At 45.4% G+C, this 26,271-nt stretch carries 25 protein-coding genes; 18 read left to right on the top strand and 7 right to left on the bottom strand.

Annotated features, from left to right (window positions below; all coding sequences use genetic code 11):
* Positions 1–12 precede the first annotated feature (12 nt).
* On the top strand, positions 13–465 hold the full coding sequence (gene pyrI / locus GJU87_RS04705; protein WP_106542033.1) for an aspartate carbamoyltransferase regulatory subunit: 453 nt from the start codon (positions 13–15) through the stop codon (positions 463–465).
* 59 nt (positions 466–524) lie between these two features.
* Complete coding sequence (locus tag GJU87_RS04700; protein WP_153638444.1) at positions 525–983, top strand: GAF domain-containing protein; 459 nt, start codon at positions 525–527, stop codon at positions 981–983.
* A gap of 495 nt (positions 984–1,478) precedes the next feature.
* Here the strand turns inward: GJU87_RS04700 and GJU87_RS04695 are convergent, their stop codons facing one another.
* Positions 1,479–1,943 (bottom strand): DUF4293 domain-containing protein, encoded by a 465-nt coding sequence (locus GJU87_RS04695; protein WP_153638443.1) that lies wholly within the window; start codon positions 1,941–1,943, stop codon positions 1,479–1,481.
* Between the two features lie 61 nt (positions 1,944–2,004).
* Positions 2,005–2,817 carry a prohibitin family protein gene (locus GJU87_RS04690; protein WP_153638442.1) on the bottom strand — a complete coding sequence of 271 codons (813 nt, stop codon included), beginning with the start codon at positions 2,815–2,817 and terminating at the stop codon, positions 2,005–2,007.
* A gap of 152 nt (positions 2,818–2,969) precedes the next feature.
* Between GJU87_RS04690 and GJU87_RS04685 the strand changes: the two genes are divergently transcribed.
* The gene (locus GJU87_RS04685; RefSeq protein WP_153638441.1) at positions 2,970–3,845 is read left to right on the top strand and encodes a nucleoside phosphorylase; all 876 of its coding nucleotides are present in this window, start codon (positions 2,970–2,972) and stop codon (positions 3,843–3,845) included.
* A 9-nt stretch (positions 3,846–3,854) separates the two neighbouring features.
* Positions 3,855–4,715, top strand: a complete 861-nt coding sequence (locus tag GJU87_RS04680; protein ID WP_153638440.1) for a transglutaminase family protein — start codon at positions 3,855–3,857, stop codon at positions 4,713–4,715.
* Between the two features lie 50 nt (positions 4,716–4,765).
* Here the strand turns inward: GJU87_RS04680 and rny are convergent, their stop codons facing one another.
* The 3 genes from rny to GJU87_RS04665 all read right to left on the bottom strand — a co-directional run bounded on the left by rny (position 4,766) and on the right by GJU87_RS04665 (position 7,045).
* Positions 4,766–6,322, bottom strand: a complete 1,557-nt coding sequence (gene rny, locus GJU87_RS04675) for a ribonuclease Y (protein WP_153638439.1) — start codon at positions 6,320–6,322, stop codon at positions 4,766–4,768.
* Between the two features lie 121 nt (positions 6,323–6,443).
* Entirely contained in the window at positions 6,444–6,737 is a 294-nt protein-coding gene (locus GJU87_RS04670) for a cell division protein ZapA (protein WP_025863943.1), read from the bottom strand.
* A 14-nt stretch (positions 6,738–6,751) separates the two neighbouring features.
* On the bottom strand, positions 6,752–7,045 hold the full coding sequence (locus GJU87_RS04665) for a hypothetical protein (protein WP_153638438.1): 294 nt from the start codon (positions 7,043–7,045) through the stop codon (positions 6,752–6,754).
* A 123-nt stretch (positions 7,046–7,168) separates the two neighbouring features.
* On the opposite strand from GJU87_RS04665, the gene GJU87_RS04660 reads away from it, so the two are divergent.
* The 5 genes from GJU87_RS04660 (at position 7,169) to GJU87_RS04640 (ending at position 13,375) form a co-directional block, all read left to right on the top strand.
* A complete protein-coding gene (locus tag GJU87_RS04660) occupies positions 7,169–8,887 on the top strand; it encodes a M23 family metallopeptidase (protein ID WP_153638437.1) in 1,719 nt (572 codons plus the stop codon).
* Positions 8,884–9,936, top strand: coding sequence for an anhydro-N-acetylmuramic acid kinase (locus GJU87_RS04655; protein WP_153638436.1), 1,053 nt, complete (start codon positions 8,884–8,886; stop codon positions 9,934–9,936). The genes GJU87_RS04660 and GJU87_RS04655 overlap by 4 nt, the downstream gene beginning before the upstream one ends.
* A 115-nt stretch (positions 9,937–10,051) precedes the next feature.
* A complete protein-coding gene (locus GJU87_RS04650; RefSeq protein WP_153638435.1) occupies positions 10,052–11,725 on the top strand; it encodes a dipeptidase in 1,674 nt (557 codons plus the stop codon).
* Positions 11,726–11,865: 140 nt separating this feature from the next.
* Positions 11,866–12,216, top strand: a complete 351-nt coding sequence (gene rplS / locus GJU87_RS04645; RefSeq protein ID WP_153638434.1) for a 50S ribosomal protein L19 — start codon at positions 11,866–11,868, stop codon at positions 12,214–12,216.
* Between the two features lie 232 nt (positions 12,217–12,448).
* Entirely contained in the window at positions 12,449–13,375 is a 927-nt protein-coding gene (locus tag GJU87_RS04640) for a YitT family protein (RefSeq protein WP_153638433.1), read from the top strand.
* A gap of 141 nt (positions 13,376–13,516) precedes the next feature.
* Here the strand turns inward: GJU87_RS04640 and GJU87_RS04635 are convergent, their stop codons facing one another.
* Positions 13,517–15,289, bottom strand: a complete 1,773-nt coding sequence (locus GJU87_RS04635; RefSeq protein ID WP_153638432.1) for a family 16 glycosylhydrolase — start codon at positions 15,287–15,289, stop codon at positions 13,517–13,519.
* Positions 15,290–15,464: 175 nt separating this feature from the next.
* Here GJU87_RS04635 and GJU87_RS04630 point away from each other — a divergent pair, with 175 nt between their 5' ends.
* The 9 genes from GJU87_RS04630 (at position 15,465) to GJU87_RS04590 (ending at position 24,965) form a co-directional block, all read left to right on the top strand.
* The gene (locus tag GJU87_RS04630; RefSeq protein WP_153638431.1) at positions 15,465–16,871 is read left to right on the top strand and encodes an rRNA methyltransferase; all 1,407 of its coding nucleotides are present in this window, start codon (positions 15,465–15,467) and stop codon (positions 16,869–16,871) included.
* A gap of 207 nt (positions 16,872–17,078) precedes the next feature.
* Positions 17,079–17,591 carry a hypothetical protein gene (locus GJU87_RS04625; protein ID WP_228491863.1) on the top strand — a complete coding sequence of 171 codons (513 nt, stop codon included), beginning with the start codon at positions 17,079–17,081 and terminating at the stop codon, positions 17,589–17,591.
* A 222-nt stretch (positions 17,592–17,813) separates the two neighbouring features.
* Positions 17,814–18,416, top strand: coding sequence for a (2Fe-2S)-binding protein (locus GJU87_RS04620; protein ID WP_153638430.1), 603 nt, complete (start codon positions 17,814–17,816; stop codon positions 18,414–18,416).
* A gap of 23 nt (positions 18,417–18,439) precedes the next feature.
* Positions 18,440–19,423 carry a xanthine dehydrogenase family protein subunit M gene (locus GJU87_RS04615; RefSeq protein ID WP_153638429.1) on the top strand — a complete coding sequence of 328 codons (984 nt, stop codon included), beginning with the start codon at positions 18,440–18,442 and terminating at the stop codon, positions 19,421–19,423.
* 4 nt (positions 19,424–19,427) lie between these two features.
* The gene (locus GJU87_RS04610) at positions 19,428–21,629 is read left to right on the top strand and encodes a xanthine dehydrogenase family protein molybdopterin-binding subunit (RefSeq protein WP_228491862.1); all 2,202 of its coding nucleotides are present in this window, start codon (positions 19,428–19,430) and stop codon (positions 21,627–21,629) included.
* A 252-nt stretch (positions 21,630–21,881) separates the two neighbouring features.
* Positions 21,882–22,262: a GxxExxY protein gene (locus tag GJU87_RS04605; RefSeq protein WP_153638428.1), complete on the top strand. Its 381-nt coding sequence runs from the start codon at positions 21,882–21,884 to the stop codon at positions 22,260–22,262.
* A 314-nt stretch (positions 22,263–22,576) separates the two neighbouring features.
* The gene (locus GJU87_RS04600; RefSeq protein ID WP_153638427.1) at positions 22,577–23,224 is read left to right on the top strand and encodes a hypothetical protein; all 648 of its coding nucleotides are present in this window, start codon (positions 22,577–22,579) and stop codon (positions 23,222–23,224) included.
* Positions 23,221–24,270: a sensor histidine kinase gene (locus GJU87_RS04595; protein ID WP_153638426.1), complete on the top strand. Its 1,050-nt coding sequence runs from the start codon at positions 23,221–23,223 to the stop codon at positions 24,268–24,270. Before GJU87_RS04600 ends, GJU87_RS04595 begins: the two co-directional genes overlap by 4 nt.
* Positions 24,267–24,965: a LytTR family DNA-binding domain-containing protein gene (locus GJU87_RS04590; RefSeq protein ID WP_153638425.1), complete on the top strand. Its 699-nt coding sequence runs from the start codon at positions 24,267–24,269 to the stop codon at positions 24,963–24,965. The genes GJU87_RS04595 and GJU87_RS04590 overlap by 4 nt, the downstream gene beginning before the upstream one ends.
* 91 nt (positions 24,966–25,056) lie before the next feature.
* Here the strand turns inward: GJU87_RS04590 and GJU87_RS04585 are convergent, their stop codons facing one another.
* Positions 25,057–26,055: a zinc dependent phospholipase C family protein gene (locus tag GJU87_RS04585; RefSeq protein ID WP_153638424.1), complete on the bottom strand. Its 999-nt coding sequence runs from the start codon at positions 26,053–26,055 to the stop codon at positions 25,057–25,059.
* Positions 26,056–26,271: the final 216 nt, after the last annotated feature.

Below are 26,271 nucleotides of genomic sequence, written 5' to 3'. Positions count from 1 at the left end.
TTCCCGAACACAATGAAAAAGCAATTAAACGTAAGTGCCATTAAGCAAGGTACCGTTATCGATCATATCCCCACCACTGCCCTTTTCAAAGTAATTTCCATTCTGAAGCTCGACGAATGCAAAGACATGGTCACCTTTGGAAATAATCTCGACAGTAATGTGATGGAAGGAAAAGCCATCATCAAGGTGGAAAACCGTTTCTTCAAAGACAAAGAGATCAATAAAATCGCACTGGTAGCACCACACGCCAAACTCAACACCATCAAAGACTACGAAGTGGTGGAAAAATACGTCGTCGAAATTCCGGATGAAATTCAGGATATCGCACGTTGCTTCAATCCGAAATGCATCACGAACAACGAAAATATCGACACGCATTTCGAAGTAATTTCCAAATCACCGGTAGCTTTGAAATGCCATTATTGTGAAAAAATCACCCATCAGGATCAGATGGATATCAAATAGAATTATCATCTTTGGACTTCCGGTTGAACCGGAAAACGAAATGCTAATTTTTTGATACTATGCAAACTGATTTTCAACATATCCTGAATGGCATAAAAACGCTGTTCGATGCATCGAAGAGCCGTGAGCAACTACTGGCCGACATTTGCGCCAAACTGAAAGAAGAGGTCTACCATTACGATTGGGTGGGCTTTTACCTGTTGAATGAAAGCAACAACGAACTAGTATTAGGTCCGTATGTTGGCAAACCGACGGAACACACCCATATCCCGGTAGGAAAAGGCGTGTGTGGACAGGTAGCCGAAAGCGGTGAGAGTAAAGTGGTGCAGGATGTGAGTGCCGAAAACAATTACATTGCCTGCAGCATCGATGTACAAAGTGAGATTGTGGTTCCGGTAATGAAAAACGGAAAATTCGTGGCCGAAATCGATATCGATTCGCACTCGGCCGGCCCGTTTACCGATGAAGATGAGCAATTTCTCGGAACCATTTGTAAAATGGTTGCCGAACGGTTTTGACGAGCTGACCGGATTCGGTCCTGAAAAAAAAAATAGAATTTTACCCGAAATGAAGGAGGCCCGTTGCCTCCTTTTTTTTCGTCGGAAACAAGCCGTCTGCGCCGAAACATAAAAGTATTACCTCAAAAACATGTTTGAACGGGTATCTTCCATTCAGAATAATCCTAAAACATGTTTGCTCAGACATATTCGGTTAAGAATAACGCCAAAACACATTTGCTCAACCACATTCTATTCAAAATAATGCCAAAACATACTTGCTCAGACGTATTCTGTTCAGAATAACGCCAAAACATGTTTGCTCAGACGTATTCTATCCAGAATAACGCCAAAACATACTTGCTCAGACATATTCTGTTCGGAATAACACCAAAACACATTGGCCCGGCATATTTTCGGACAAAAAAACAGCTGCTCCAATCCTCGTTCTACCTGCAAGTGCGCAAGTAAAAGGACTAAAACAGCTGTTTTTGCTTTTCTGTGGAGAACTGCCGGCTAACGAATGCGGTCGATGGAGCGGACCAGCGCCTCGTCGCGGCCAATGCTGCGAATAGCCAGGTATGTCAGCACCACAGCGATCAAGGGCATCACCAGGCTGGGTTCAAAGCTGAATTTTCCACCGAGCAGTTTGGCGCTGTGCGATGCGAAATAGTAGATAACGCCCGACAAGCCAATCATCAGCAGGATATTGAAAACCGACAGCCGAATCTGACGAATCCGTTTCTTGAAGGAGAAAATAGTAACCAGGTTCACCAGCACAATAATTCCCAGGAAAACCTGAATAGCAAGACCGCCGTAGAGAATCTCCGGGTCTTTGGCTCCCTGCAGGTAAATTCCCGCTTTGTCGAAAACGTAAATAGAACCGTCGCTCCCGACTATTTCGGCAAACGGCACAAAAAACAGGGCCACTATTAACAACAGTGCTCCCAACAGATAAATGGACTGTATTCGTTGTAACATGGTTATTCTTTTTCCTGCAAAATTAATCTTTCGCCGCTAAGCATCAACAGAAATCGACCGATTAGTTATTGTTCAAAATCAACGGCAGACCGTTATCTCCGGCACCAATCACAATCACCTTGGAGTTTTGTGAATTAGCCAATTCCAACGTCGCCTCAATACCGCGCTGCTTCAATATTTTATCCGTCAACGATTTATTGATGATATCGTTGTACGCGGCGATACCTTCAGCCTGAATCCGTTTCCGTTCAGCTTCGCTTTTCTCTTTCTCCAGACGGAATTGATAAGCCAGCGCTTCCTGCTCCTGTTTCAGCTTGCTTTCAATCGCCATTTTAATCTCGTTAGGCAGATTAATGGAGCGAATCAACAGAGCACGTAAGTCGATGTTATTTTGCTCCATCACTTTCCGGGCTTCATCGATAATAGCGGACTCCACCTCTGACCGTTTGGTCGAATAAATCTCCTCGGCAGTGTAGCGGCCCGCTACGCGCCTGACAGTTGAACGAATTTCAGGAATAATCAGCTGGTCAATGTAGTCCTTACCGAAGGTTTCGTGCAGGTATCCAATGCGATTATGAACCGGATTGAAACGAATGGAAACGTCCATTTTGATGGACAAACCATTTTTATCGAGCACGTCCATTGTTTCTTCACGCTTCTTTTCCTTCACGTCATAAACGAAGAGTTTGTTCCAGGGAGCAATCATATGGAATCCGGGGAGATAGACATGTTCCTTATCCAATCCCGTCGAAAACTTCCGGAAGATAACGGCGCGTTCGCCAGGTTCGATAGTAAAAAACATACTACTACTGAAAAAAACAACAACGACAACAACAATAGCAGCAAGAATAAGATAGGATCGTTTAAAATTCATACGGTTATTTTAAGTGATTAGTTTGAAATTTCTGTTTGAAACGAAAAATGGTCAGGTCAGTCAAAAAATACTGAAAAAGCAGGTAATTCGTGGCTTTGAAATTATGATTATTTTTCGATAGTTTTGGATATATAACAATTTTGAACAAATCTATGAAAAAAATAAAAGCATCTGAGCTTATTATCAATCCCGACGGGACTATTTTTCATCTACACCTCAAACCTGAGAATCTTGCAGAAAACATCATTTTAGTGGGAGATCCGGGACGTGTGAAGCTGGTTTCCTCATTTTTCGATAACATTGAATCGACATCCGAGAACCGGGAATTTGTATCGGCTACCGGCACATTTCGCGGCAAGCGGATTACCGCTTTATCGACGGGAATCGGAACCGATAATATCGACATTGTAGTAAATGAGCTGGATGCGCTGGTGAATATCGATTTGGAAACCCGTACCATCAAAGAAGAGCATACGGCGTTGAACATTGTTCGGATTGGCACATCGGGTGCACTTCAGGGCGATATTCCCGTTAACAGCTATGTTGCTTCGCAGCGCGCCATTGGTTTCGACGGTTTGATGAACTTTTACGCCGGACGTGAAACTTTTGCCGATGTCGAATTCGAAAAAGCTTTTAAAGAACACACGAGTTGGAACCCGCTGTTGACTTCACCGTACGTAGTCGAAAGCGATTCGGAGCTTTTCAGGAAGATTGTCGGGGAAGATATGGTACCGGGAGTAACTATTTCGGCACCGGGATTTTATGGTCCGCAAGGCCGCGAGCTTCGTCTGCCGACCGCTGATCCGGAATTGAACGACAAAATTGAGTCTTTCCGTTTTAACGGAATGAAGATAACCAACTACGAAATGGAGTGCTCGGCCATTTACGGACTGAGCCATCTGCTGGGTCACCACGCCCTCACTATTTGTGCCATCATTGCGAACCGCGTAACGCGAGAAGCGAATGAAAACTATAAACCAGTGATTAAAAACCTGGTGGAAACCGTGCTTGAACGAATTGTTATGTAAATCCGAACAATGGATAAGCAGTTACAGGCCATGATTTCGCTGCTGGAAGACCCGGAAAAAACGGTTTATGAAGCAGTGCTACAGGAGTTGATGGAAATTGACCCATTGTTAATTCCCGAGTTGGAAATAGCCTGGGAAAATGCCAACACCCTTCAACAACAGGATCGGCTGGAAAAAGTGATTGCGCACCTCCGGTTCCGCAAAGTAGCTGACCGTCTGAGAAAGTGGAATGAATCGGAACTCCCCTCCTTTCTGGACGGCTGGATCATTGTGAGTCAAATTCAGTATCCCGATCTGGACTCGAAAGACGTGGAGACCCAGGTGCAGCAAATTGTCACAGATGCGTGGCTCGAGATGAATGAGTCGTTGACTTCGCTCGAAAAAACCACCATCCTGAATCATGTGCTTTTCGAACTGTATCATTTCGATTTAAATGTGGCTAATTTTGGCGCGCCGCAAAACTGCTTTATCAACGATTTACTTTCATCAAGAAAGGGAAATCCGTCCACGCTGACCTTATTCTATTGCCTGATAGCCCGGAAACTGCAATTACCGATTTATCATTTGAATTTGAAGCGGGTATTGTTTTTGGGCTATTACGATCCGGAGATGTCGAAGGAAGCTTTTGGCACCACGTCTTCTCCGATCCTTTTCTACATCAATCCGGCAAACAAAGGAGCCATCATTGGTCACAAGGAGATGGATTACTATCTGAGTCGACAGCAATTGGAAATGGGTTCGGACATTATGATGGACGACCGTTTTTGTCTGAAAGGACTCATTGATAGTTTGCAGGATGCCTACCGGGCAACAGGCGATGAAGAGAAAATAAAACAGCTGGATGTATTAAAAGAGATTATCACCGCATAAAAAAAGAGCTTCGAAAATTCGAAGCTCTTTTTTGTATCTGGTATTGTTACTTATTTCGCATAATTCACTGCACGTGTTTCACGAATCACCGTGATTTTCACCTGTCCGGGATACGTCATTTCATCCTGGATTTTCTTGGCGATATCGTACGAAAGCTCTTCAGCCTCCTTATCAGTCAGCTTGTCACTTCCCACAATCACGCGCAACTCACGACCGGCCTGGATTGCATAAGTTTTCATAACACCCGGATATGCAAGCGCCATAGCTTCCAAGTCCTTCAGACGCTTGATGTACGACTCAACAGCTTCACGACGGGCACCCGGACGAGCACCTGAAATCGCGTCACAAACCTGAACGATTGGTGCCAGCAAGCTGGTCATCTCAATCTCGTCGTGGTGAGCACCAATGGCATTGGTCACAAGCGGCTTCTCTTTGTATTTTTCGGCCAGCTTCATACCTAGAATAGCGTGTGGCAATTCCGGCTCGTCATCCGGCACTTTACCAATATCGTGCAACAGTCCGGCACGCTTGGCCTGTTTCGGGTTCAACCCAAGCTCAGAAGCCATGATGGCACACAGGTTGGCGGTTTCGCGCGAGTGCTGCAACAGGTTCTGTCCGTAAGACGAACGATATTTCATTTTACCGATCAAACGAATCAACTCGGGATGCATTCCGTGAATACCCAGGTCGATACAAGTCCGTTTTCCAGTCTCGATAATCTCCTCTTCAATCTGCTTCTTCACCTTGTTCACGACCTCTTCAATGCGGGCCGGGTGAATACGTCCGTCTGTTACCAGTTGGTGCAATGCCAAACGGGCAATTTCGCGGCGTACCGGATCGAACGCTGAAAGTACAATGGCTTCCGGCGTATCATCGACAATAATTTCAACACCGGTAGCTGCTTCCAACGCTCGGATGTTACGTCCTTCACGACCGATAATACGACCTTTGATTTCGTCGTTCTCGATGTGGAAGATGGTAACTGAATTTTCCACAGCTGTTTCAGTGGCAACCCGCTGAATAGATTTGATAACAATCTTTTTGGCCTCCTTATTGGCAGTCATCTTGGCTTCATCCATAATTTCCTGGATGTACGACATTGCCTCGGTTTTGGCCTCATTTTTCAGTGAGTCGGTCAATTGAGCTTTTGCTTCTTCAGCAGACAAACCGGAAATCGATTCCAGTTGTTCCACCTGCTGTTTGTGCATTTTGTCCAGCTCTTCACTCTTCTGCTCAACCATTTCCATCTGAGCGCTCAGATTCTCGCGAATTACCTCTACCTCTTTCCGGGTAGTTTCAAATTCCTTCACTTTACGCTGCAACTCTTCTTTGCGTTGCAGGAAAGTGCTTTCGCGCTGTTTCAGTTTGTTCTCAGCACCGGTAATCCGCTGATTTTTCTCGTTGATATACTTTTCGTGCTCCGACTTGAGCTGAATAAATTTTTCTTTTGCCTGGAGCATCTTCTTCTCCTTCAGCATCTCGGCCTTGGCTTCGGCCTCGCCGATGAGTTTGTTTTTCTTTTTCTTAAGTGCCTTGTCCCAAACATAGTAGGAAATCACTCCTCCTAATATTAAGCCAATAACACCAGCTATGATTGTCATTGTCATGTCACAATTTATTAATAGTTCAATTTTACCAAAAAACCCGCAATTTCAACTTCTCTCAATCAAATTCCTTAATTGAAAGAAGACAAAATGCGGGCAAATATCATTAATTAAACTGACTTAATTAACTTTCCTTTTCCAGATATTCTGCTAAAAAATCGTTTAGTTCTTCCAGTTCTTCAACCAATGGCGAAATATCATTTCGTTTCTCAACTTCAAGCATCTGAATCACAAACTGCAAAGTTGCCATCGACAAACAATCCTGGCTGTCTTTATTGGCATAGCGCTGCTTGTATTGCAGTACCTTGTCGTTAATAATTTTCGCCGCCTTCCGTATCTTTTCCTCGTCGTTGCGGTCAATTCGCAACGGATACCGACGGTCGGCTATATTAATATTGATTGAAAGCTTATCTTCCATTTCAGCAGGTGGTATTACTTATTCAACATAGCAATACACTTATCTATTTCCCGCACTATTCGGTTAATCTTGATACGGGCATCGTGCGATTGACCATCAGACGCCAGTAACGACTTAGCAAATTTCAGTTGTTCGTTTCTTTCAGCCAACTCTTCGTTGCGACTGCTCAACAACCTGATTTGGTCCTGGAGTTGAACCTGTTCTTCCAGGAGACGATAGTTCTCACTTTTCAACGTTTCACAACGCCGAATAAGCTTATCGATTTTCTCCTTAAACTCTCCTAATAAAACAGTTTCGCGTTCTGTCATACTTCAGGATTTCCTACACAAAGTTAATATTTTAATCAAATCGAAAAAATTTCATTCCACATAATACTAGTATGGTCGGTGTAAAGTTTTTATTTTCGTGAGATAAACTGAAAGGGAAAGAGAATGAAGCTATTTACCCCGCTTTTTGTGCTGCTATGGATATGGTCATTTCAGATTTATGGTCAAGAGGCCCCTCCACCACCCGATGAACCACAGACGTTGATTCCTCCCATCAAACCGCCGATTTCCCTTTCGGGTAATTTTGGAGAACTACGCCCCAATCACTTTCATTCGGGACTCGATATGCGGACCGGCGGTCATACAGGCGTTCCGGTTCATTCGGTTGCTGATGGGTATGTTACGCGTGTTGCCATCTCTCCCACCGGCTATGGCCGTGCTGTTTATATTAATCATCCAAACGGAATCACTTCGGTGTATGGCCACCTGGAGCGCCTGATGCCACGTTTACAAAGATATGTAAGACGAATTCAGTATAAACGTGAACAGTTTGCTGTAAACCTTACCATTCCCCGTGATTCGTTTCCGGTGAAACAGGGAGATGTCATTGCCTGGTCGGGAAATGCAGGAAGTTCAGGAGGTCCGCATCTGCATTTCGAAATCCGTGACACACAAACTCAGCGCCCGCAGAACGGCTTGAAATGGCACTTCCCGATAAAAGACAATATGCCACCCAAAATGATTTCGCTTTACGCCTATTCCTTTCCTTCAACCGGCATGTACAATCACAAGCGATACTCAACCGTCTACTATTCGTCGGAATATCACCTGAAAGGAAATCCGGTTTTAAAAGTGAGCGGTCCGACTGCCTTTGGTATACAGGCTGTCGATTACCTGAATGCAAGCTGGAGCAAATGCGGTATATACAGCGCGTTACTGGTGGTCGATCAGGATACCATCTTCGGTTTTAAGATAAACGATATCTCTTTTACTGAAACGCGTTACGTGAACAGCCTGGCTGACTATGCCGAGCGCGAACGATACGGACGTTGGGTTCATCGGCTCTTCCGCCAGCCGGGAAATAAGCTCGACATATACACCATCGATAAAAACAACGGCATTGTCGATTTCACGGATGACAAGATCCACCAGGTGAAAGTAATTACCGCTGACGCTTATGACAATAAGTCAACACTTGAATTCCAGGTGCAAAGCACACCGCCCGATAGTACACAGCGACAGAATAACGGCGCCCGGATATTTTCGTACGACAAAGACAATTACTTTCAGGCAGATAACCTGAAATTGAAAGTACCTGCTGAAGCCTTGTATGATGATTTGGCATTTCATTTCAAGGAAGAAGCCACACCCGATGGATGCTATGCCCCCTTGCAGGAAATTCAGGATAAATATACGCCGCTACAAAAGCCTATTCGCGTGTCTATTAAGCCGGACAGTCTTCCTGATTCGCTGGAAAGCAAAGCACTGCTCGTCATTCTCGACCCGGATGGCCAGAAATGGAGCGCCGGTGGTGGATATTCCGATGGCTGGATCGTAGGTTATCCGCGCTATTTTGGAAATTTCAGCGTGGCAGTGGACACCGTTCCTCCGACGATTCGTTCGCTTAGTATTAAAGAGCACAAACACCTCGTAAATCCAAAGCACATCCGTTTCAGAATCAAAGATAACCTTTCGGGAATCGCAACCTACCGGGGCGAAATCGACGAAAAATGGGCACTATTTGCCTACGATCCCAAATATGACTTACTAACTTACACGATTGACCCGACCCGTCTGGAAATGGGAAAAACCCACCAGTTGAAACTCACGATTGCCGATGCAAAAGGAAATCAATCGGTATATACGGCAACCTTCTACAAATGAAAGAAAGTATTACCGCATTAGGTCTAATGTCAGGCACTTCGCTCGATGGAATCGACCTGGCATTGTGCCGTTTCGAACTTAGCAAATCGGGCTGGTCATTTGTCATCGAGGCTGCCGACACCGTTCCTTATTCTGCTGAATGGCAGAAAAAACTGAGAGAAGCGGAAAAAAGTACAGCGCAGGAAATCTTGCTACTTCATAACGAATATGCACGGTATACCGGAGAAGTCATCAACCGATTTCTGCAAGGAAAAACGGCACCGGAACTCATCGCATCGCACGGTCACACGATTTTTCATCAGCCTGAAAAACAGTTCACGTTTCAACTGGGAAATGGAACGATAATCGCTGCCGAAACCGGTATTAAAACCATTGCCGACTTCCGGAATATGGATGTAGCATTAGGGGGCCAGGGAGCTCCTCTCGTCCCGGTAGGCGACCTAATTCTTTTCAGCGATTATGAGTACTGTCTCAACCTGGGTGGCTTTGCCAACATCTCATACGAAGAAAAAGGACAACGCATTGCCTTCGACATTGGTCCCGCCAACATCGTGCTCAATTATCTGGCCCAACAAAAGGGACAGGAATACGATATGGATAGCCTCATCGCAAAAAGCGGACAGGTAGATAATGCTCTGCTGAACGAGCTGAATAACTTGCCCTTTTACGCAGAAAAACCACCCAAATCGCTGGGCAAAGAGTGGCTTGACGGCCAACTCATTCCGTTGCTGACGAAAAGTTCTCTATCGCTACCCGACCAAATGAGGACGCTTTATGAACATGTTGCTATTCAAATTGGCCAGGCCATCCGCCATCCGGGAAAAATGCTGGTTACCGGAGGTGGCGCACACAATCCCCTGTTGATGAATCGCATTGCCGCATGTTCTAAAGCAGAAGTCATTATTCCCGAGAAGGAGATCATCGATTTTAAGGAAGCACTCATCTTTGCCTTCCTGGGCGTATTGGCCAACCGGCAAGAAATCAACTGTCTTTCTGCTGTTACCGGAGCTTCCCGCGACAACACCGGCGGTACCATTCATTTACCATAAGACAGAGAAAACCTAACAAATATCATATAAAAAGGTCGTACAGTGCGCATTTGCCGCAGTAGCGCATTCATTTATTTTCCTATTTTTGTCAAAAACGAAAAAATTCCTTTCTATTATGCTGAAGAAAACGCTCTTACTGACTAGCCTGATTTGGCTGGCGCTGCAGGTTCACGTAGCCGACGCCTGTACCAACTTTTTGATTACCAAAGGTGCAACGGTCGATGGCTCAACCATGATAACCTACGCAGCTGACTCACATACACTTTACGGAGAAATGTATTTCTGGCCGGCAGCCGATCATAAGCCGGGCGAAATGGTCGATGTCACTGAATGGGATACCGGCAAATTTCTGGGAAAAATCCCTCAGGTTGCCCATACTTACCAGGTAACCGGAAATATGAACGAACATCAGCTTTCCATCGGTGAAACAACTTTTGGTGGCCGCGAAGAATTGCAACACCAACCCGGTGCCATTGTCGATTATGGAAGTTTGATTTACCTGACGCTTCAACGTGCCAAAACAGCTCGCGAAGCCATTAAGGTAATGACCAACCTGGTTGCCCAATACGGATATGCCAGCGAAGGAGAATCCTTCTCGATTGCTGACCCGAACGAAGTGTGGATTCTGGAAATGATTGGTAAAGGTGAAGCTGAAAAAGGTGCGGTTTGGGTAGCTCGTCGCATTCCCGACGGATACATTTCCGGACACGCCAACCAGGCTCGTATCACCACTTTCCCGTTGAACGACCCGGATAACTGCCTATACTCAAGCGATGTGATTTCGTTTGCACGGGAAAAAGGATGGTTCGACGGAAAAAACAAGGACTTTAGCTTTTCAGGAACCTACGCTCCCGTAAATTTCGAAGGCGCTCGTTTCTGCGATGCACGTGTTTGGGCTGGTTTCCGTAAAGTTGCCAGCAACATGGACCAATATCAGGACTATGCCATGGGTAAAATTATTCACGGAGCCAACGGTTATGCAACCAACCGCATGCCGCTTTGGGTAAAACCTGATACGTTGTTAACAGTAAAAGACGTGATGGGCATGATGCGCGACCACTTCGAAGGAACTGCTTTGGATATGACCAAAGATCCAGGTGCCGGTCCATTCAAACTGCCTTACCGCTGGCGTCCGTTGACCTGGCAGGTTGATTCGACGACTTACGTCAACGAGCGTGCTATCTCAACTCAACAAACCGGCTTCTCGTTCATCGCTCAAATGCGCTCTAAATACCCCGATCCAATTGGTGGCATTATGTGGTTTGGCGTTGATGATACCTATTCTACCTGCTATATGCCGGTATATTGCGGTATTCAGAAAGTTCCGGAACCTATTCGCGTAGGAAACGGCGACATGCTGACCTGGTCTGACAATTCTGCTTTCTGGGTATTCAATACCGTATCGAACCTGGCTTACCTGCGTTACGATTACATGATCAAAGACATTCAGAAAGTGCAGAGTGAACTCGAAACCAAATTTGTCGATTTCACCCCTGCAGTTGATGAAGCTGCCATGGACCTCTGGAACAAAGGCGAGCACGATATGGCCCGCAAATTCTTAACGGAATATTCCGACAAGCAGGTGAACCTGACAGTGAATCGCTGGACACAGCTGGAGCATTACCTGATTATCAAGTACAAGGATGGTAACATCATGAAAGAGAAAGATGGTAAGTTCGAGCGCAACGAAAGCGGTAAACTTCCGGTGATGCCAGCTCAACCCGGTTACCCGGAATGGTGGTACCGCAACGTGGCCAAGCAAACCGGTGACCATTTAAAAGAAAAATAAGCTGAACGCAAAAGTGGATTTTGGAGCTAATATTTTACGATTCAGAAAAAAATCCATATTTTTGCCGCGAAATTTCCGTACGTAATCTCTGGCAGAAAACCTGTTAATATTGCGTTCGTCAACTATCTAAAATAAATACGATGGATCTCATTAAAGTAGCAGAAAACGCATTTATAGGCGAACAGAAAGAACTTCCGAAGTTCGGTCCTGGTGATACCATCACGGTACATTACAAAATCCGTGAGGGTAACAAGGAGAGAGTTCAGAATTATCGTGGTACGGTAATTCAGATCAAAGGTTCCGGTTTGACCAAAACCTTTACTGTTCGGAAAATATCGGGTAACGTAGGTGTGGAAAGAATTTTCCCGTTCAACTCTCCTTTCATCGACCAGATTGATGTAAACCGGAGAGGTAGCGTACGTCGTGCCCGCTTGTTTTACCTGCGTGGCCGGACTGGTAAAAAAGCCCGGATCAAAGAGAAAAGATTCTAAGATTTACACTGTTATTAAAAAGGCTTTCCTATCGGGAAGCCTTTTTTTGTATACAAATAATTGGTTCCTATTTACGATTGGTAAGGGAATGATTCTTCCGAATAAAAGTCTTATATAAACAAGTATCCGACAGCTCAAACCGGATGAAATGTTTAAGAAAAGGATCAGGTTTTATCGTATTGTAAACGGGTTAAAATATCTAATTTAGCCCAAACAATTTAACTCAGACATTATGGCTTTCCTACCGAAAGAGCGGGTCTTTTCCCTGCGATGGTTCATCGACTACATGTACATCATTGTCGGCTCGTTTATTCTGGCCGTTGGATTTGTCTATTTCATCTCGCCCCATAAAATTGTTCCGGGAGGCGTATACGGTATTGCCATCATCGTGCACTATCTCACGCATGGGCTTTTTTCCTTCTGGCCCGAAGGTGTTCCCATTGGTCTTTTCGGATTAATATTGAACATACCGCTAACCTATGCCGGAATCAAAATTCTGGGTCCCCGCTTTGGTGTCAAAACCATTGTCGGATTTGTCCTGTCATCCGTTTTTATGGATGCCATAACCTACATGCGTGTAGACGGCGATGCACCGTTGGTTCACGATGTACTGCTCTCCTGCATCTTCGGAGGGGTGCTGATTGGTTTCGGATTGGGGTTGATTTTCAAATCGAAAGCAACTTCCGGTGGCTCCGATATAATCGCCATGATTATCGCCAAATACACCAACATGCCACTCGGACAGTTGATGATTTATGTCGACTCGACCATTGTTTTGATGGCATTGCTTGCATTCAAAGACTGGCAGATTCCTCTTTACAGCTGGCTGGTCATTTACATCACCGGAAAAGCCATCGACCAGACCATGGCCGGGGCCAATTACAACAAAGCGCTCATCATCGTTTCCGACAAACATGACGAGATAAAGGATAAGATACTGGTCGATTTGGAACGTGGCGGTACCTATCTGAAAGGCGTTGGCATGTTTACGAACCAGGAAAAGGAAATCATCTTCACGGTAGTAAGCCGGCGCGAAGTAGCCATTCTGGAAGAGCACATCAATCTGGTGGACCCGGACGCTTTTATTACCATCATGGACGCCAGTGAAATTCTTGGAGAAGGCTTCCGCTCGCTACGCACGAAAATGAGCGACCAATAGCATAAAAGCACATTACAAAGGACAACAGTTTACCTCTTGCTACGAAAAAAGGAACAATAAACGATGCTTAGCTGCACGTTATTGTTCCTTTTGTTTTCTATAAAAGTGACCTGTCTGTATTTTTCTGAAATGTGGCGCGTTCTAATTATTCCCGGCCTGAGGCACGAGGCATCTTACCCAATCCACCTCAAAGTAATGTGGTAGATTTTGGTGATGCACTTCCTCGTGCACGCTCGAAAGGAGATTCAGGAACATATTATCAAACGAAGAATCAACCTTGCTCTGATGAACCACGGCATTGTTGATTTTCCACGTTAGTGTTTGTCCGTCCCATTCGAGTCGATATACGTGAAACTTCTTAAAGTTCAATCCGGTAATCGTTTGATGTTGCCAAACCGGTTCTCCTTTAATTTCGCGGATAACTCCCATGCTCACCTCATTTTTGCCACTGCGCAGAATATCGATCTGCGGAAACGCTCCGTCGCCTTTCAACGAGAAAGCCGACACAATCTCGGCACACGGATTCACGCGTATCTTCGCCTCTATAATACCTTGTTTTATCCGGAAACTGTTGCCGGTATTCAACATCGAAGAGGTATATTGGAATTCTGCAGGAATCAATCCGTACTGTGGATTCCAACGCATTCCTTTCGACTCTTCCTTACGGGTAACAATCGATAAAATTCCGCCATGTACCTGGAGATTCTCTTCACCGTTCAGGCATTGCAACTCATCAGCTTGCGAGTAGTTGTTTCCAAAAACTTCCTTACCAGGATAAATCCCTGAATTCCAACGCTCGAAGTTAACGCCGTCGCGGGTAAACTCATCATCGAAAGCGACTTGCCACTTATCGAAAAAATTGAGCTCTCTCGCTTTATGCAAAGCAAAATATTTCTTAATCAGCTCACTGTTCTTCAGCTTAGCCAATTCCTGCTCCAGCTTAAAGTCTTCCGATTTCTCATAGCGCTTCTTGTCTTTCAGGAAGGCAACCCGCTCCCGGAAACCTTCGTCTTTCACCAGGTCTTCCAACTCGTTCAGCCGCTCAAGTTCCTTCGAATCGTGCACCCGCTGATAATTGAGATATTCGCCTGATTTGCTGAACTTATGGTAAAATTTGATTTCCGGATCTTTGCTTAATTTTTCATATTCCGCCAGCAAACGGTAATCACCGGTAGTTTGATAGCGCTTACTATTTTTCAGAAATTTCTCTCTTTCCAGGAACTCATCCGACTGCACCTCTCCGCGCAACTCTTCATAGCGCTGAGTCAGATTCTGTTTCTCAACCGTTTTCAGGTTACTGTACTCACCCGATGCGAGAAATTTCTCGTAACGCTTAATCTCATTTGGGTCCGAAGGCTTCTCTCCACTCTCCTCCGCTTTCATATACAACCGATAACTGTCGGAAGCGAGCGTGTTGTAATACGATTTCAGTCGCTTATCATTTTTCAACGCCTCAAACTCCTTTCGTTTGGCAGCTTCGGGAGAATTATTGTAATGGAGCTTCTCCACGTCTTTCCGACGTTTGGTAAACTCTGGAGTGGTTACAATTTCTTTGAGTTCGTTAAACCGGGCCAGCTTGTCGCCTTTTTCAATCTTTTTGAAGCGCGCCAGTTTCTCTGAACTCAATGTTTTGAAATACTGTTTCATCGACTTGGAACGACTTAAGTGTTCCAATTCACTCAGTATTTTTTGCTCATGGCTCCCTTCAAATTTCAATTGGGTCAGCTCTTTTTTCCGGGCCCTGAACTCAGCAGATTTTAGTTCAGCATCCAGCTCACGGTAACGAGCCAGTTCGTCCGATTGCTCCAATTCCTGCAGCTCATCGCGCATGCCCAGCAACTTGTTCCACTTTGCATCAATTTTTGCCGTACCCGGGATGAGTCCCAGCTTGTATTTCAAACTAAAACCTGACATATTTTATACTGATTTCGAGCGTGTAACCGGATAAACCGGCTTTTTTAATTAGCTTATGTTATCAACTATCTAACGTGAAAACGATTCAAATATTTCGTTTCGGGGCCACAATTTAGAACTTCCCTCTGATTTAAAAAGCTAATTTTGCATAATTTTAAATGGAAATCGAACGACCATGGCAACACAACTTCCCGAAAGTTTTACCCAACGAATGCAAGCTCAGTTGGGGGATGAATTCGAAGCATTTCAACAATCGCTTTCGGAAGCAGCTGTCAGTTCCATCCGGGTCAATTCAGCGAAAAGCAAAAATCCGGTAAACGGAAAAGCTGTCCCCTGGTGCCAAACCGGTTTCTATCTTGATGAACGTCCTTTCTACACGCTTGACCCGTTTTTACACGCCGGTGTCTATTACGTCCAGGAAGCCAGCTCCATGTTTCTCGAACAGGCTTTCTGTCAATTGCCTAATGAGCCATTAAAAGTGCTGGATTTATGCGGTGCTCCGGGTGGTAAATCGACTCACATTGTTTCTCTCCTTCCGGAAAACAGTCTGCTCGTTTCCAACGAAGTCATCCGCAGCCGGGCAGTTATTCTTTCCGAAAATCTGAAGAAGTGGGGAAATCCCAATATTATAGTCACGAACAACGATCCGAAGGACTTTGCCACATTCGAAGGTCAGTTCGATGTGCTGGTCGTAGATGCTCCATGCTCCGGCGAAGGTCTGTTCCGGCGCGACGAAAACGCCATCGCTGAATGGTCGCCCGAGAATACGACGCTTTGTGCCCAACGACAACAGCGCATTCTCGCCGATGTTTGGCCGGCATTGAAGCCCGGAGGTGTACTCATTTACAGCACATGTACATACAATCCGGGCGAAAACGAAGAAAACCTGAAATGGTTGAACGAATTTGCCGAAGTCGAAAATACTTCCCTTCCGGTGAAAGCAGATTGGGGCGTTACCGAAACAGAAGCAGCCGGGCTTTCGGGCTACCGGTTCTATCCGCATAAAACCAAAGGAGAAGGCTTTTTCATGGCAGTTGTCCGCAAGTTGGACGGCGAAACGTCCCGCATACCCAAAAAACTGAAGAGTGCTGCCTTCTCTGTTGCATCAAGTAGTGAGAAAGCTCTGGTTGAAGGCTGGCTTACCGGCGATAATCTCGACATATTCAAACTGAACGAAGCGCTGTTTGCTTTTCCTTCGAAATACGCTGCCGTGTTAACCTGGCTGCAAAAAGGCCTGCGGATTGTACACGCGGGCGTCAAAATCGGGGAACAGAAAAAGAAAGAGGTCGTTCCGGTACACGAACTAGCGCTTTCTCCCATCCTGCAAAGAGGCACATTTCCCGAAATCGAATTAACGCTGAACGATGCCATCAAATTTCTGCACCGCGATGAAATCCGGCCCGAAGCGAAAGAACGCGGCTGGCACCTACTCACCTACCAGGATATTCCGTTAGGATGGGCTAAAAACCTGGGCAATCGTTTCAACAGTAACTATCCAAAAGAGTGGCGCATCCGGATGGACATTACCGAATACATGGCCGGAAAACTGGAAGAAGAAAAAGCAAAGTTTCCGATAAGATAAACATTCGTAACAAGACGCCAGACAATAGAAATTTCTCCAAAATTCGGTTAGCGATCCACTCTTCCTCTGCGAATCGATGAAAAAATTGAGACGTTAAGTTAAACCTTCATCTGGAATCCTTATCCAATTACATGTCATTCAGACAATAGTGCAAAAGATCTACAATTCTGAACCATTCAACGTTTCACCTCAACTAAACACCGAACAATGAAAAAAAGAAGCATCCACTATTATATGCGAATGTTGCATCGCTATGTAGGCTATTTCGTATTAGGCTTTACCCTCATCTATTCCATCAGCGGAATCATTCTGGTTTACCGGGATACCGATTTCCTGAAAAGGGAAACAACGGTAGAGAGAAAACTCCCCGTAAATCTTGACGAAGCGGCATTAGGCAGCGAGTTACATATGAGAGGTTTCAAAATCATCAAAACGGAAGGTGACCTGCATTATTTTGCCAACGGCACCTATAATAAGGCCACCGGAATAACCAGTTACACGGTCAAAGCACTTCCTACGATTCTTTCGAAGATGAACTCAGTTCATAAATCAGTCAGTCAAAATCCATCACACCTGTTTGCCACGGTCTTTGGAATATTACTACTCTTTTTAGCCGTCTCGTCTCTGTGGATGTTCAAACCCCAAGCAAAAAGCTTCAAGAAAGGAATGATAGTCGCAGGCTCAGGTGTGGTCATTGCCGTTGTACTTCTGTTTATCTAAAACCCATTGCCATTCCATCAATTGTTGTGTAAGGGAAACTAAAAATGGAGGGGTGAGTGTCGTTTTTTCAAACCTGCACATTCCAGATCCATGTCGTAAACATAAGATTTACAACCTCATTCATTAGCCAATATTTTAAAGGCCAATGCCGGGGTACTGGTTGAAATTTCATAAATTTGAGTGAGAGACCTGCTAAGGCATTAACCAAATTAATTGCTAACGATGAAACATTCCCATTCTAATGCCATGTCGATGAGCCGCCGTTTCTTTTTAAAATCCTCTTCAGCATTGGCGGCATTATCATTTATTCCCAACAGCTTAAAAGCCTTCTACCAGGATGTCCGGGAAAAACTCTTCGTCAAAAAGCAGATGATCCCCATTCAGCTGGAGATCAATAAAAAACCCTATTCACTGACGATTGACAGCCGGGCGACGCTTCTGGATGTGCTCCGGGAAGAGTTAAACCTGACCGGCAGCAAAAAAGGGTGCGACCACGGTCAATGCGGTGCCTGTACCGTACACATCAACGGGGAACGGACCCTGAGTTGTCTGACCCTGGCGGTGATGGCCCAGGGAAAAGCCATCACCACCATTGAAGGATTGGCCGACGGAGACAACCTGCACCCGATGCAGGAAGCGTTCCTTGAGAACGACGGTTTCCAGTGCGGTTACTGCACTTCCGGGCAAATTATGTCGGCCGTTGCCTGTGTCGATGAGGGACACACCGGTTCCGTAGAAGAAATCAAGGAATACATGAGCGGTAACCTCTGCCGGTGTGGTGCTTACAACGGCATCACCAAAGCCATCCAACAAGTATCCAAATGAATTGTCCATGAAAAATTAACCCGATGAAACCTTTCGAATATACCAAACCCAAAACCGTCCGCGAAGCGTTATCCTCAGCAAACAAACATACTCAATACATTGCCGGTGGCACCAACCTGGTAGACCTGATGAAGAAAGAGATTGATGAGCCGGACCAGGTTCTCGACATTACCGCTACCCTGCCCGATACCATCGAAGAAAAAGACAAGGGTGTGGTCATTGGAGCCATGGTTCGCAACACAGCCATCGCGGATAACAAAGCTATCAAAGCCCACTGGCCGTTACTCGCCAAAGCGATTCTGAAGGGAGCTTCACCCCAGATTCGCAACATGGCTTCGGCCGGAGGAAACCTGTTACAACGTACCCGCTGTCCATATTTTTACGACTTGACACTTCCGTGCAACAAACGAAAAAATGGCTCCGGTTGCGGCGCCTTAAAAGGGAATAACCGGATGGGTGCAATTATTGGCTATTCCGATGCCTGTGTGGCCGTCCATCCCTCGGACATGTGTGTAGCACTCGCCGCTCTGGATGCAAAAGTCAATATCCGGAAAACTGATGGTTCGGAAGAGACGATGAACTTCCTCGATTTTCACCGGTTGCCCGGAAACAATCCCGAAAAGGATAACAACCTTCCGGAAAACGCCTTGATTACTTCCATCTTTGTTCCGAAGAACAACTTCAGCAAGCATTTCGAGTACCTGAAACTGCGCGACCGTGAATCGTACGCTTTCGCCCTGATTTCGGTAGCAGCTGCCTTGGATATGGACGGGAACCAAATCAGCGAGGCACGGCTGGCATCAGGTGGTGTAGCACACAAGCCCTGGCGCTGGACAAAAGCAGAAGATTTCCTGAAGGGAAAACAGGCAACTGCCGAAAACTTCGCCGAAGCTGCGCGAATTGCAGCTGAAGATACCGCTCCCCTATCGACAAATGCCTTCAAAGTTCCATTACTGAAAGGTGCGATAGAAACTGCATTACACACTTGTCTCACGAATAAAGCATAAGGTGATGAGCTACTTTTTTGACTCGAAAAACACGAAACAAATGCCGAAAGGTCGTGTGGAAGGGATTGCGAAGGTAACCGGCAAAGCAAAATATTCAGCAGAATATGATATTCCTGATGTAGCATACGGAGTGATGGTCGGAAGTACCATCGCCTCCGGAAGAATTCTGAAAATGCAGGTGGAAGAAGCGATGAAGGCTCCCGGCGTGATTGATATTCTTTCGCATGAAAACAAGCCTTATGTATCCGGTTTCTCCGGAATGAAAGAGATGCCGGACAATCGGTTCGGACTACCTATTTTCTATACCGACAAGGTTTACTACAACGACCAGCCCATTGCCATGGTGGTGGCAGAAACCATCGAGGATGCCATGTTTGCCGCTTCGCTGGTTAAAGCGGAATACGAGGAAGCAATACCCGAAACGGACTTCGCAAAGAAAGTCAAAGAGGTATCGCTGAAAGAGACCGAAAACGACCGGGGCAGCGTTGGAGCGTGGGAAGATGCTCCTTATATAGTCGACCAGAATTACACCATTGCGACGGAGGTTCATAACCCAATGGAGATGCATGCCACCATTGCGCAATGGAAACCGAATGACAAACTCCTACTGTACGATAAAAACCAGGGGGTCAACCGGGTGCAGTCGGTCATCAGCAGTTTGTTCGATATTCCAACGGATAACATTCATGTGATCAGCGAATTTGTTGGAGGTGGCTTTGGAAGCGGCTTACGTGTCTGGCCTCATACCATCGCTGCAGTAATGGCTGCCCAGCAGGTTAAACGTCCGGTGAAAGTGATGCTCACGCGTCCGCAGATGTTCACCATGGTAGGCTACCGGCCTGAATCGTGGCAACGGGTAAAACTGGGAGCCGATAAAGACGGTCAATTTATGGGAATCATCCATCAGGCCAGGAACAACTCTTCCAAAATACAGGGCTTCTCCGATGGAATTACCCGCGTCACCCGCAAAATCTACGGCTTTAAGAATGTGAAAACAGAGGAAGCCATCGTCGACCTCAACTTACCCATGCCGACCTGGAACCGCGGTCCCGGTGATACAACCGGTTGTTTTGGTGTGGAAAGTGCCATCGATGAATTGTGCCACGAGCTGAAACTGGACCCGGTGGAAGTTCGCCTGAAAAATATCGCTCCTTACGAAATGGAAACCGGTCTGCCGTGGTCGACCAACTATCTGAATGAGTGCCTGGAGAAAGGTGCCGAACTCATTGGCTGGAAGAAGCGTAATCCCGTTCCCGGTTCCCTGAAAGAAGGCGATTACAAAGTTGGTTACGGCGTTGCCGTGGGCATGTGGGGCTCCGGCCGTTCGTACACCGGCGCCTCCATCGATATGCAAAAAGACGGAATTATCACCGTTCGCACAGCAATGACGGACATCGGGACCGGAACAGGAACCGGCATGCAAAATGTAGCCCACACGGTTACCGGTATTCCCAAAAGCAAAATCAAGATCGAGCTTGGAGATTCAGACTTCCCAAAAGCCCCAAGCCAGGGAGGTAGCCGGGGAATGGCCTCCGTCAGTAGTGCAGTTTATGCCGCCAGTCTGGCACTGAAACAAAAGGTGGCGGGTTATGCATGGCCCGATAAAGATGCCAACGCCTTGAATATAGATGACATCTCGTTGTCCGATAAAGGCATTAACTATAAGGACAGTTTTGTTCCTTATGCCGATATTTTCAGTAAGAATAATCTCAATGACATCAAGGTCGAGGAATTTGCCGGACCGGGTGAAGAGCGCAAAAAGTATGGATTCTGCTCTTCCGCAGCACATTTCTATAAAGTGAAAGTGCACGAGAAAACCGGTAAAATCAAAGTCGATCGAATGGTGATTGTCGTCGATGCCGGACGGATTATTAATCCGAAAGCAGCCGCCAATCAAGTGATTGGTGCCGGTGCCGGTGGTATCGGTATGGGCTTGCTGGAAGAGCAGCTCGTCGACTCCAAAACCGGCCGGTTGATTGGAAACGATTTGGCAGGTTATCACTTTGCCGTCAATGCCGACGTGCCGCTCATCGAAGTTTCCTTTATCGGCAAACCCGACCCGAACATCAATCCGTCCGGAGCGAAGGGCCTTGGCGAAGTAGGCATCATTGGAGCAGCGCCGGCCATTGCCAACGCTGTTTTCAACGCTACCGGGAAACGGGTACGTGACCTACCCATCACGGTCGAGCGATTTTTCAACGCATAAATAAATTGGAACTGATAGAGAGGCCGGCAATTTTTCTGCCGGTCTTTTTTCTATGAAAGTCAATTAAAGTAACCTTACGGTAATAACGAAGAATGCGCCGCTCAGAAAATTTACCACAAGGATCACAAAGAACGCACAAAGTCCACAACGGAGTCCGGGTGTTTATTAAAAAAGATTCCCGTGACTGCATCATCTAATTTTTATAAATTGATTTAAAATTAGATGATATCCCAAAAAACTAACCTAAACGCAATGAATGAAAATGAATTGTCTAAAATTGCTTTTGAAGCAGGGCTTAAGGTTCATAAGGCACTAGGACCTGGTCTACTGGAAAGTGCTTATGAAGAATGTCTATATTTTGAGCTTTATAAGTTAAATCTAAGAGTAGAGAAACAAAAGGCTTTACCGTTAATATACGAAGAGGTGAAACTGGATGCAGGTTATAGAATTGACTTACTGGTTGAGAACAAACTCGTCTTGGAAATAAAATCTGTCGAAGCGTTGAATGATTTACATTTAGCACAAATTCTAACTTACCTCAAGTTGAGTCATAGTCGCCTTGGATTACTAATGAATTTCAATACTGTTTTATTCAAAGACGGAGTCCGGCGTGTAATTAATGGTTCAATTTGAAATGATGAATAATTCTTACCGAAGATCGATAACTCTACCACTGATAAGCTCGTCTTTCGGGCTCTGTTGAAAACTTTGTGCTTTGTAGTAAAAAACTAACCACAAGGAGCACTAAGATTTTTCACAACGTGGTCTTGGTGTCCTTTGTGAAAAATCTTCGTGTACTTTGTGGTAAAGTGAGTATCCGAATGAAAAATCACCGTTAACTTTCCTTTTCATCGAAGAAACAAGCATGTTCATCGAAAAAAATTGCCTGCAAAGCCCGGTTGAATTTACTTTGGTTACAGATTGTTTAACCACTAAATTCAATAGCCATGAAAACAAAAATGCTCCTGTTAACTCTCCTGCTTGCCGTAATCGTCAGCAGCTGTATCGTCAAGTCGCTTCATCCTTTCTATAAGGCAAAAGATGTCATCTTCAAAAAGGAACTGATAGGAACCTGGCTCGACCAGGAATCGAATAAATGGACCATTAAGCAAACAGTACATCATCCAGGAGGGCCAATTCCGGGCAATCCTGCCGATTCGTTGCAGAATAATTATTCGGTTTCGTATACCGATAAAGATGGCACATCGAAGTTTGTCGTCCATCTGTTTCAGCTCAACCACCAGCTATACGTCGATTTTTACCCGGACGATCTCAATGTTCCTGATCTAACCGCTTTCCATTTGGTAAAGGCACATAGCATTGCCCAAATAGGAATATCGAAAGACAGTTTGAGCATCAAATGGTTCAACGAGGCCTGGCTGGCTGATTTGCTTAAAAACAATAAAATCCGTATCTCACATGAAACTATTCACAAAAAGTATCAGGATGATTCCTATATCTTAACGGCATCGACGGATGAGCTGCAAAAGTTCCTGATAAAATACGGAAACGACCCGAACGCTTTTGTAGATAATCCCGGTGCTAAAGACAAGGAAGAAATCATGTGTTATTATTTGAAACGGGTACAGCCATGAGCTTCGACAAAATAAAAACGATCTACCGGAACAGGTTGGTACAACACATCCTGTTCTGGTTGGTTTCGTATTACGTTTTGCTAAACCTGTTTACCCCTTCCGGGAAAATTGAAAAGATTGACATTATCTATACGGCCCTGTTTCTAGCTACCATCATTCCCGGTATCTATATCAATCTATCCATTCTGATACCCCGGTATTTAAGCCCCAAAAGATATTTCCTTTACGGAATACTACTGGTAGCAGTCATCGCGACCTCCGCCGGTTTTAACCTGCTCTTTTTCGATAAATGGGTTAGCTACCTCTTACCTGGATACTACTTCATTTCTTATTACGAGTTCTTCGATATCATCAAATTTGTGGTGGTATTTATCGGGATTACCAGCCTGCTCAAGCTTTCCAAAGGTTGGTTCGAACTGTCGGAAGCCAAACACCGCCTGAGCCAGTTGCAGAAGGAAAAGGCAGAAACCGAGCTGAAAGCATTGAAGGGACAAATCAACCCGCATTTCCTGTTCAACAGCCTGAACAGCATCTACTCACTTGCGCTGAGCCATTCCGAAAAAACACCGGAAATTGTATTGAAGCTTTCCGACATCATGCGGTACATCATTTACGAAGCCAATGTCGACCGGGTTATATTATCCAAGGAAATACAATACCTGAAAGATTACATCGAACTGCAGAAACTGCGGACCGACAACCGGGCAACCATTACCTTTGAAATAACCGGTGACCCGGAAAATGTCCGGATTGCCCCGTTACTCTTTTTCCCGTTAATTGAAAACAGTTTCAAACACGGCATCAAAGGTGCTACCAGCCAATCGTTTGTTCATATCGATTTGCAGATGATGGAAGACCACGTTACCTTGATCGTGGAAAACAACAAGGGCATAACCGACGACGTGGAGAAAAAGGAATACAAAGGAATTGGATTAGCCAATGTGAAGAAGCGGCTTGAAATGATCTATCCCGGCGCCCATCAGCTAAAAATTACAGACGGTGAAGAAACCTTCAAAGTGGAACTAACCATCAACCATGTCAAATGAAAATCAGGTGCTTAATTGTTGACGACGAACCGCTGTCGCAGGATGTACTGAAGAAATACATCGCCGACAGCCCCATGCTCGAACTGGTCGACATTTGTTTCGATGCGTTTGAGGCGAACGACAAGTTGCAGAACGACGATATTCAGCTCATTTTTCTGGACATCAACATGCCCAAACTTTCGGGAGTCCGGTTCGTTAAAACATTAAGTAACCCGCCGCTGGTTATTTTTACTACCGCCTACCCCGAATATGCCATCGAAGGATTTGAAGTGGATGCAGTTGATTACCTCGTCAAACCATTCTCGTTCGAACGATTCCTGAAAGCCATCAACAAGGCGGCGGAGAAAATCAATTTCGCGAACATGAAAACAGCGGCAGGCAACCGGTTTATTTTACTCAAGGCAGATAAGAAGGTATACAAGGTCAATTTCGACGAGATAGATTATCTGCAGTCGTTTGGTGACTACATCAAAGTATTCACCACTGAAGAGTGCCTGGTGGTTCACGATACCGTCAAAAATATGCTGGAACAATTGCCTGCAGAAGAATTCCTGCGCATTCACAAGTCTTACATTATCGCGCTAAGCGAAATCCAGTACATCGATGGCAACCAGGTGAAAATAGCCGACCAGCTCATCCCGATAGGAGCTAATTACAAAGATGATTTGCTGAAAACCCTCGGAGAAAAACCGTAGGGTATAGAAAACAAACAGGGAACCAACATATCGTGGGGTTGAAATCCCTGTTCGACATGATGATTCCCTGCTTAAAAGTTAAGCTTATCGCTTAAAATTCCTTATTGCTTTTCAGGTCGGTCAGTTTGCCCTGATGGCACAACTGAAGTTCCCTCTTAAGTTCCGGTTGATTTCTTTTGGTCTGTTCTGCCGGGTCGAGACTAGTCAGGTCCGGTTTTCCCGCATTTACCCAGGCCGTGTACCAGAAATCGGCTGTTTCTATGATTGAACTCCGAAGCTGTTTCTCCACCATTCCGTTCAACGCCTTGTTGTAAGCCTTGGCATAGGCCACCGAATGGATGGGCTGATGATACTTATTTCTACGGATTTTGCCCGAAGCATCCCGCTCGAACACATCCCCTTTGAAGTGTTTCTTCAGTTCCCGGTCGGCCAGCAACAGCGTATCGGCCAATTGGTGCGAATGGCGGAGAATCTTCCACACCTCCTGGTGAATATTCTTGATATACTTCGCCTGACCGCAGTTGTAGTTGTATTGGTCACCGAACATTTCGGGCAGTTGCGATTCCCAGAAGGAATGAATCCCCCGTTGGCCGGTGAGCTGACCATCGTGGTTCACCGACGTATGCAACGGCATGTGGGCATCGCCGATATAATGCCCCAGGTCAGCCGCCAAAAACAGAATTTCGTTTTTGCTCTTTTCCTTAAAGGCGGTGGTCAACTTCTTCATCATGTCCTCAATGTACCAGGGCAATATTCCGTTCTTCTGCAGAAACTCCGGTGAATATTTCTCTTCTGCCTCCTTCAGGGTAGCCGGAAGACTATCCAACGCTCCATAGTTTTCCATGTCGATATAATGCCGGGGTTTTTCCGCCTGGTAACGCAACGTATATTTACGGATATCCGGAACTGTCGACTCCGTAGTCATGAAGTCGATATGATTGAAAAAGAAAGTCTGCATGGGAGCAGGAAGTGCTAACACCGCAGCGCGGTCGATGTGTTCGTGCCCAAAGGTTCCCCACGACATCAGGAAAGGTGCCAGGAAGACAAAGGGAACAATCCGGCTCCAGTAACTCTTAAAAAAACGTTTCATTCTTGAAAATTTATATCCATCGAAGATTTCTGGTTCCAAAACTAATCCAAAGTTGCAATAATCGTTCTCTATTAAGAATTATTTAAAATAATGGTCATCTCTATAACGCTTACGCCCCCTCCGGATACTCAAATCAAATTTACTGGCAACGAACTTATTAAGATAAGATATCCGAAGAGAAAGGGAAATAACGGGGTGAGGAGTGTGTCCACCTCA

The organism is Prolixibacter sp. NT017 (assembly GCF_009617875.1).
Taxonomy (GTDB): Bacteria; Bacteroidota; Bacteroidia; order Bacteroidales; family Prolixibacteraceae; genus Prolixibacter.
Note: the sequence above shows the minus strand (reverse complement) of the source record. Positions and strands in the feature narration are given on the sequence as shown.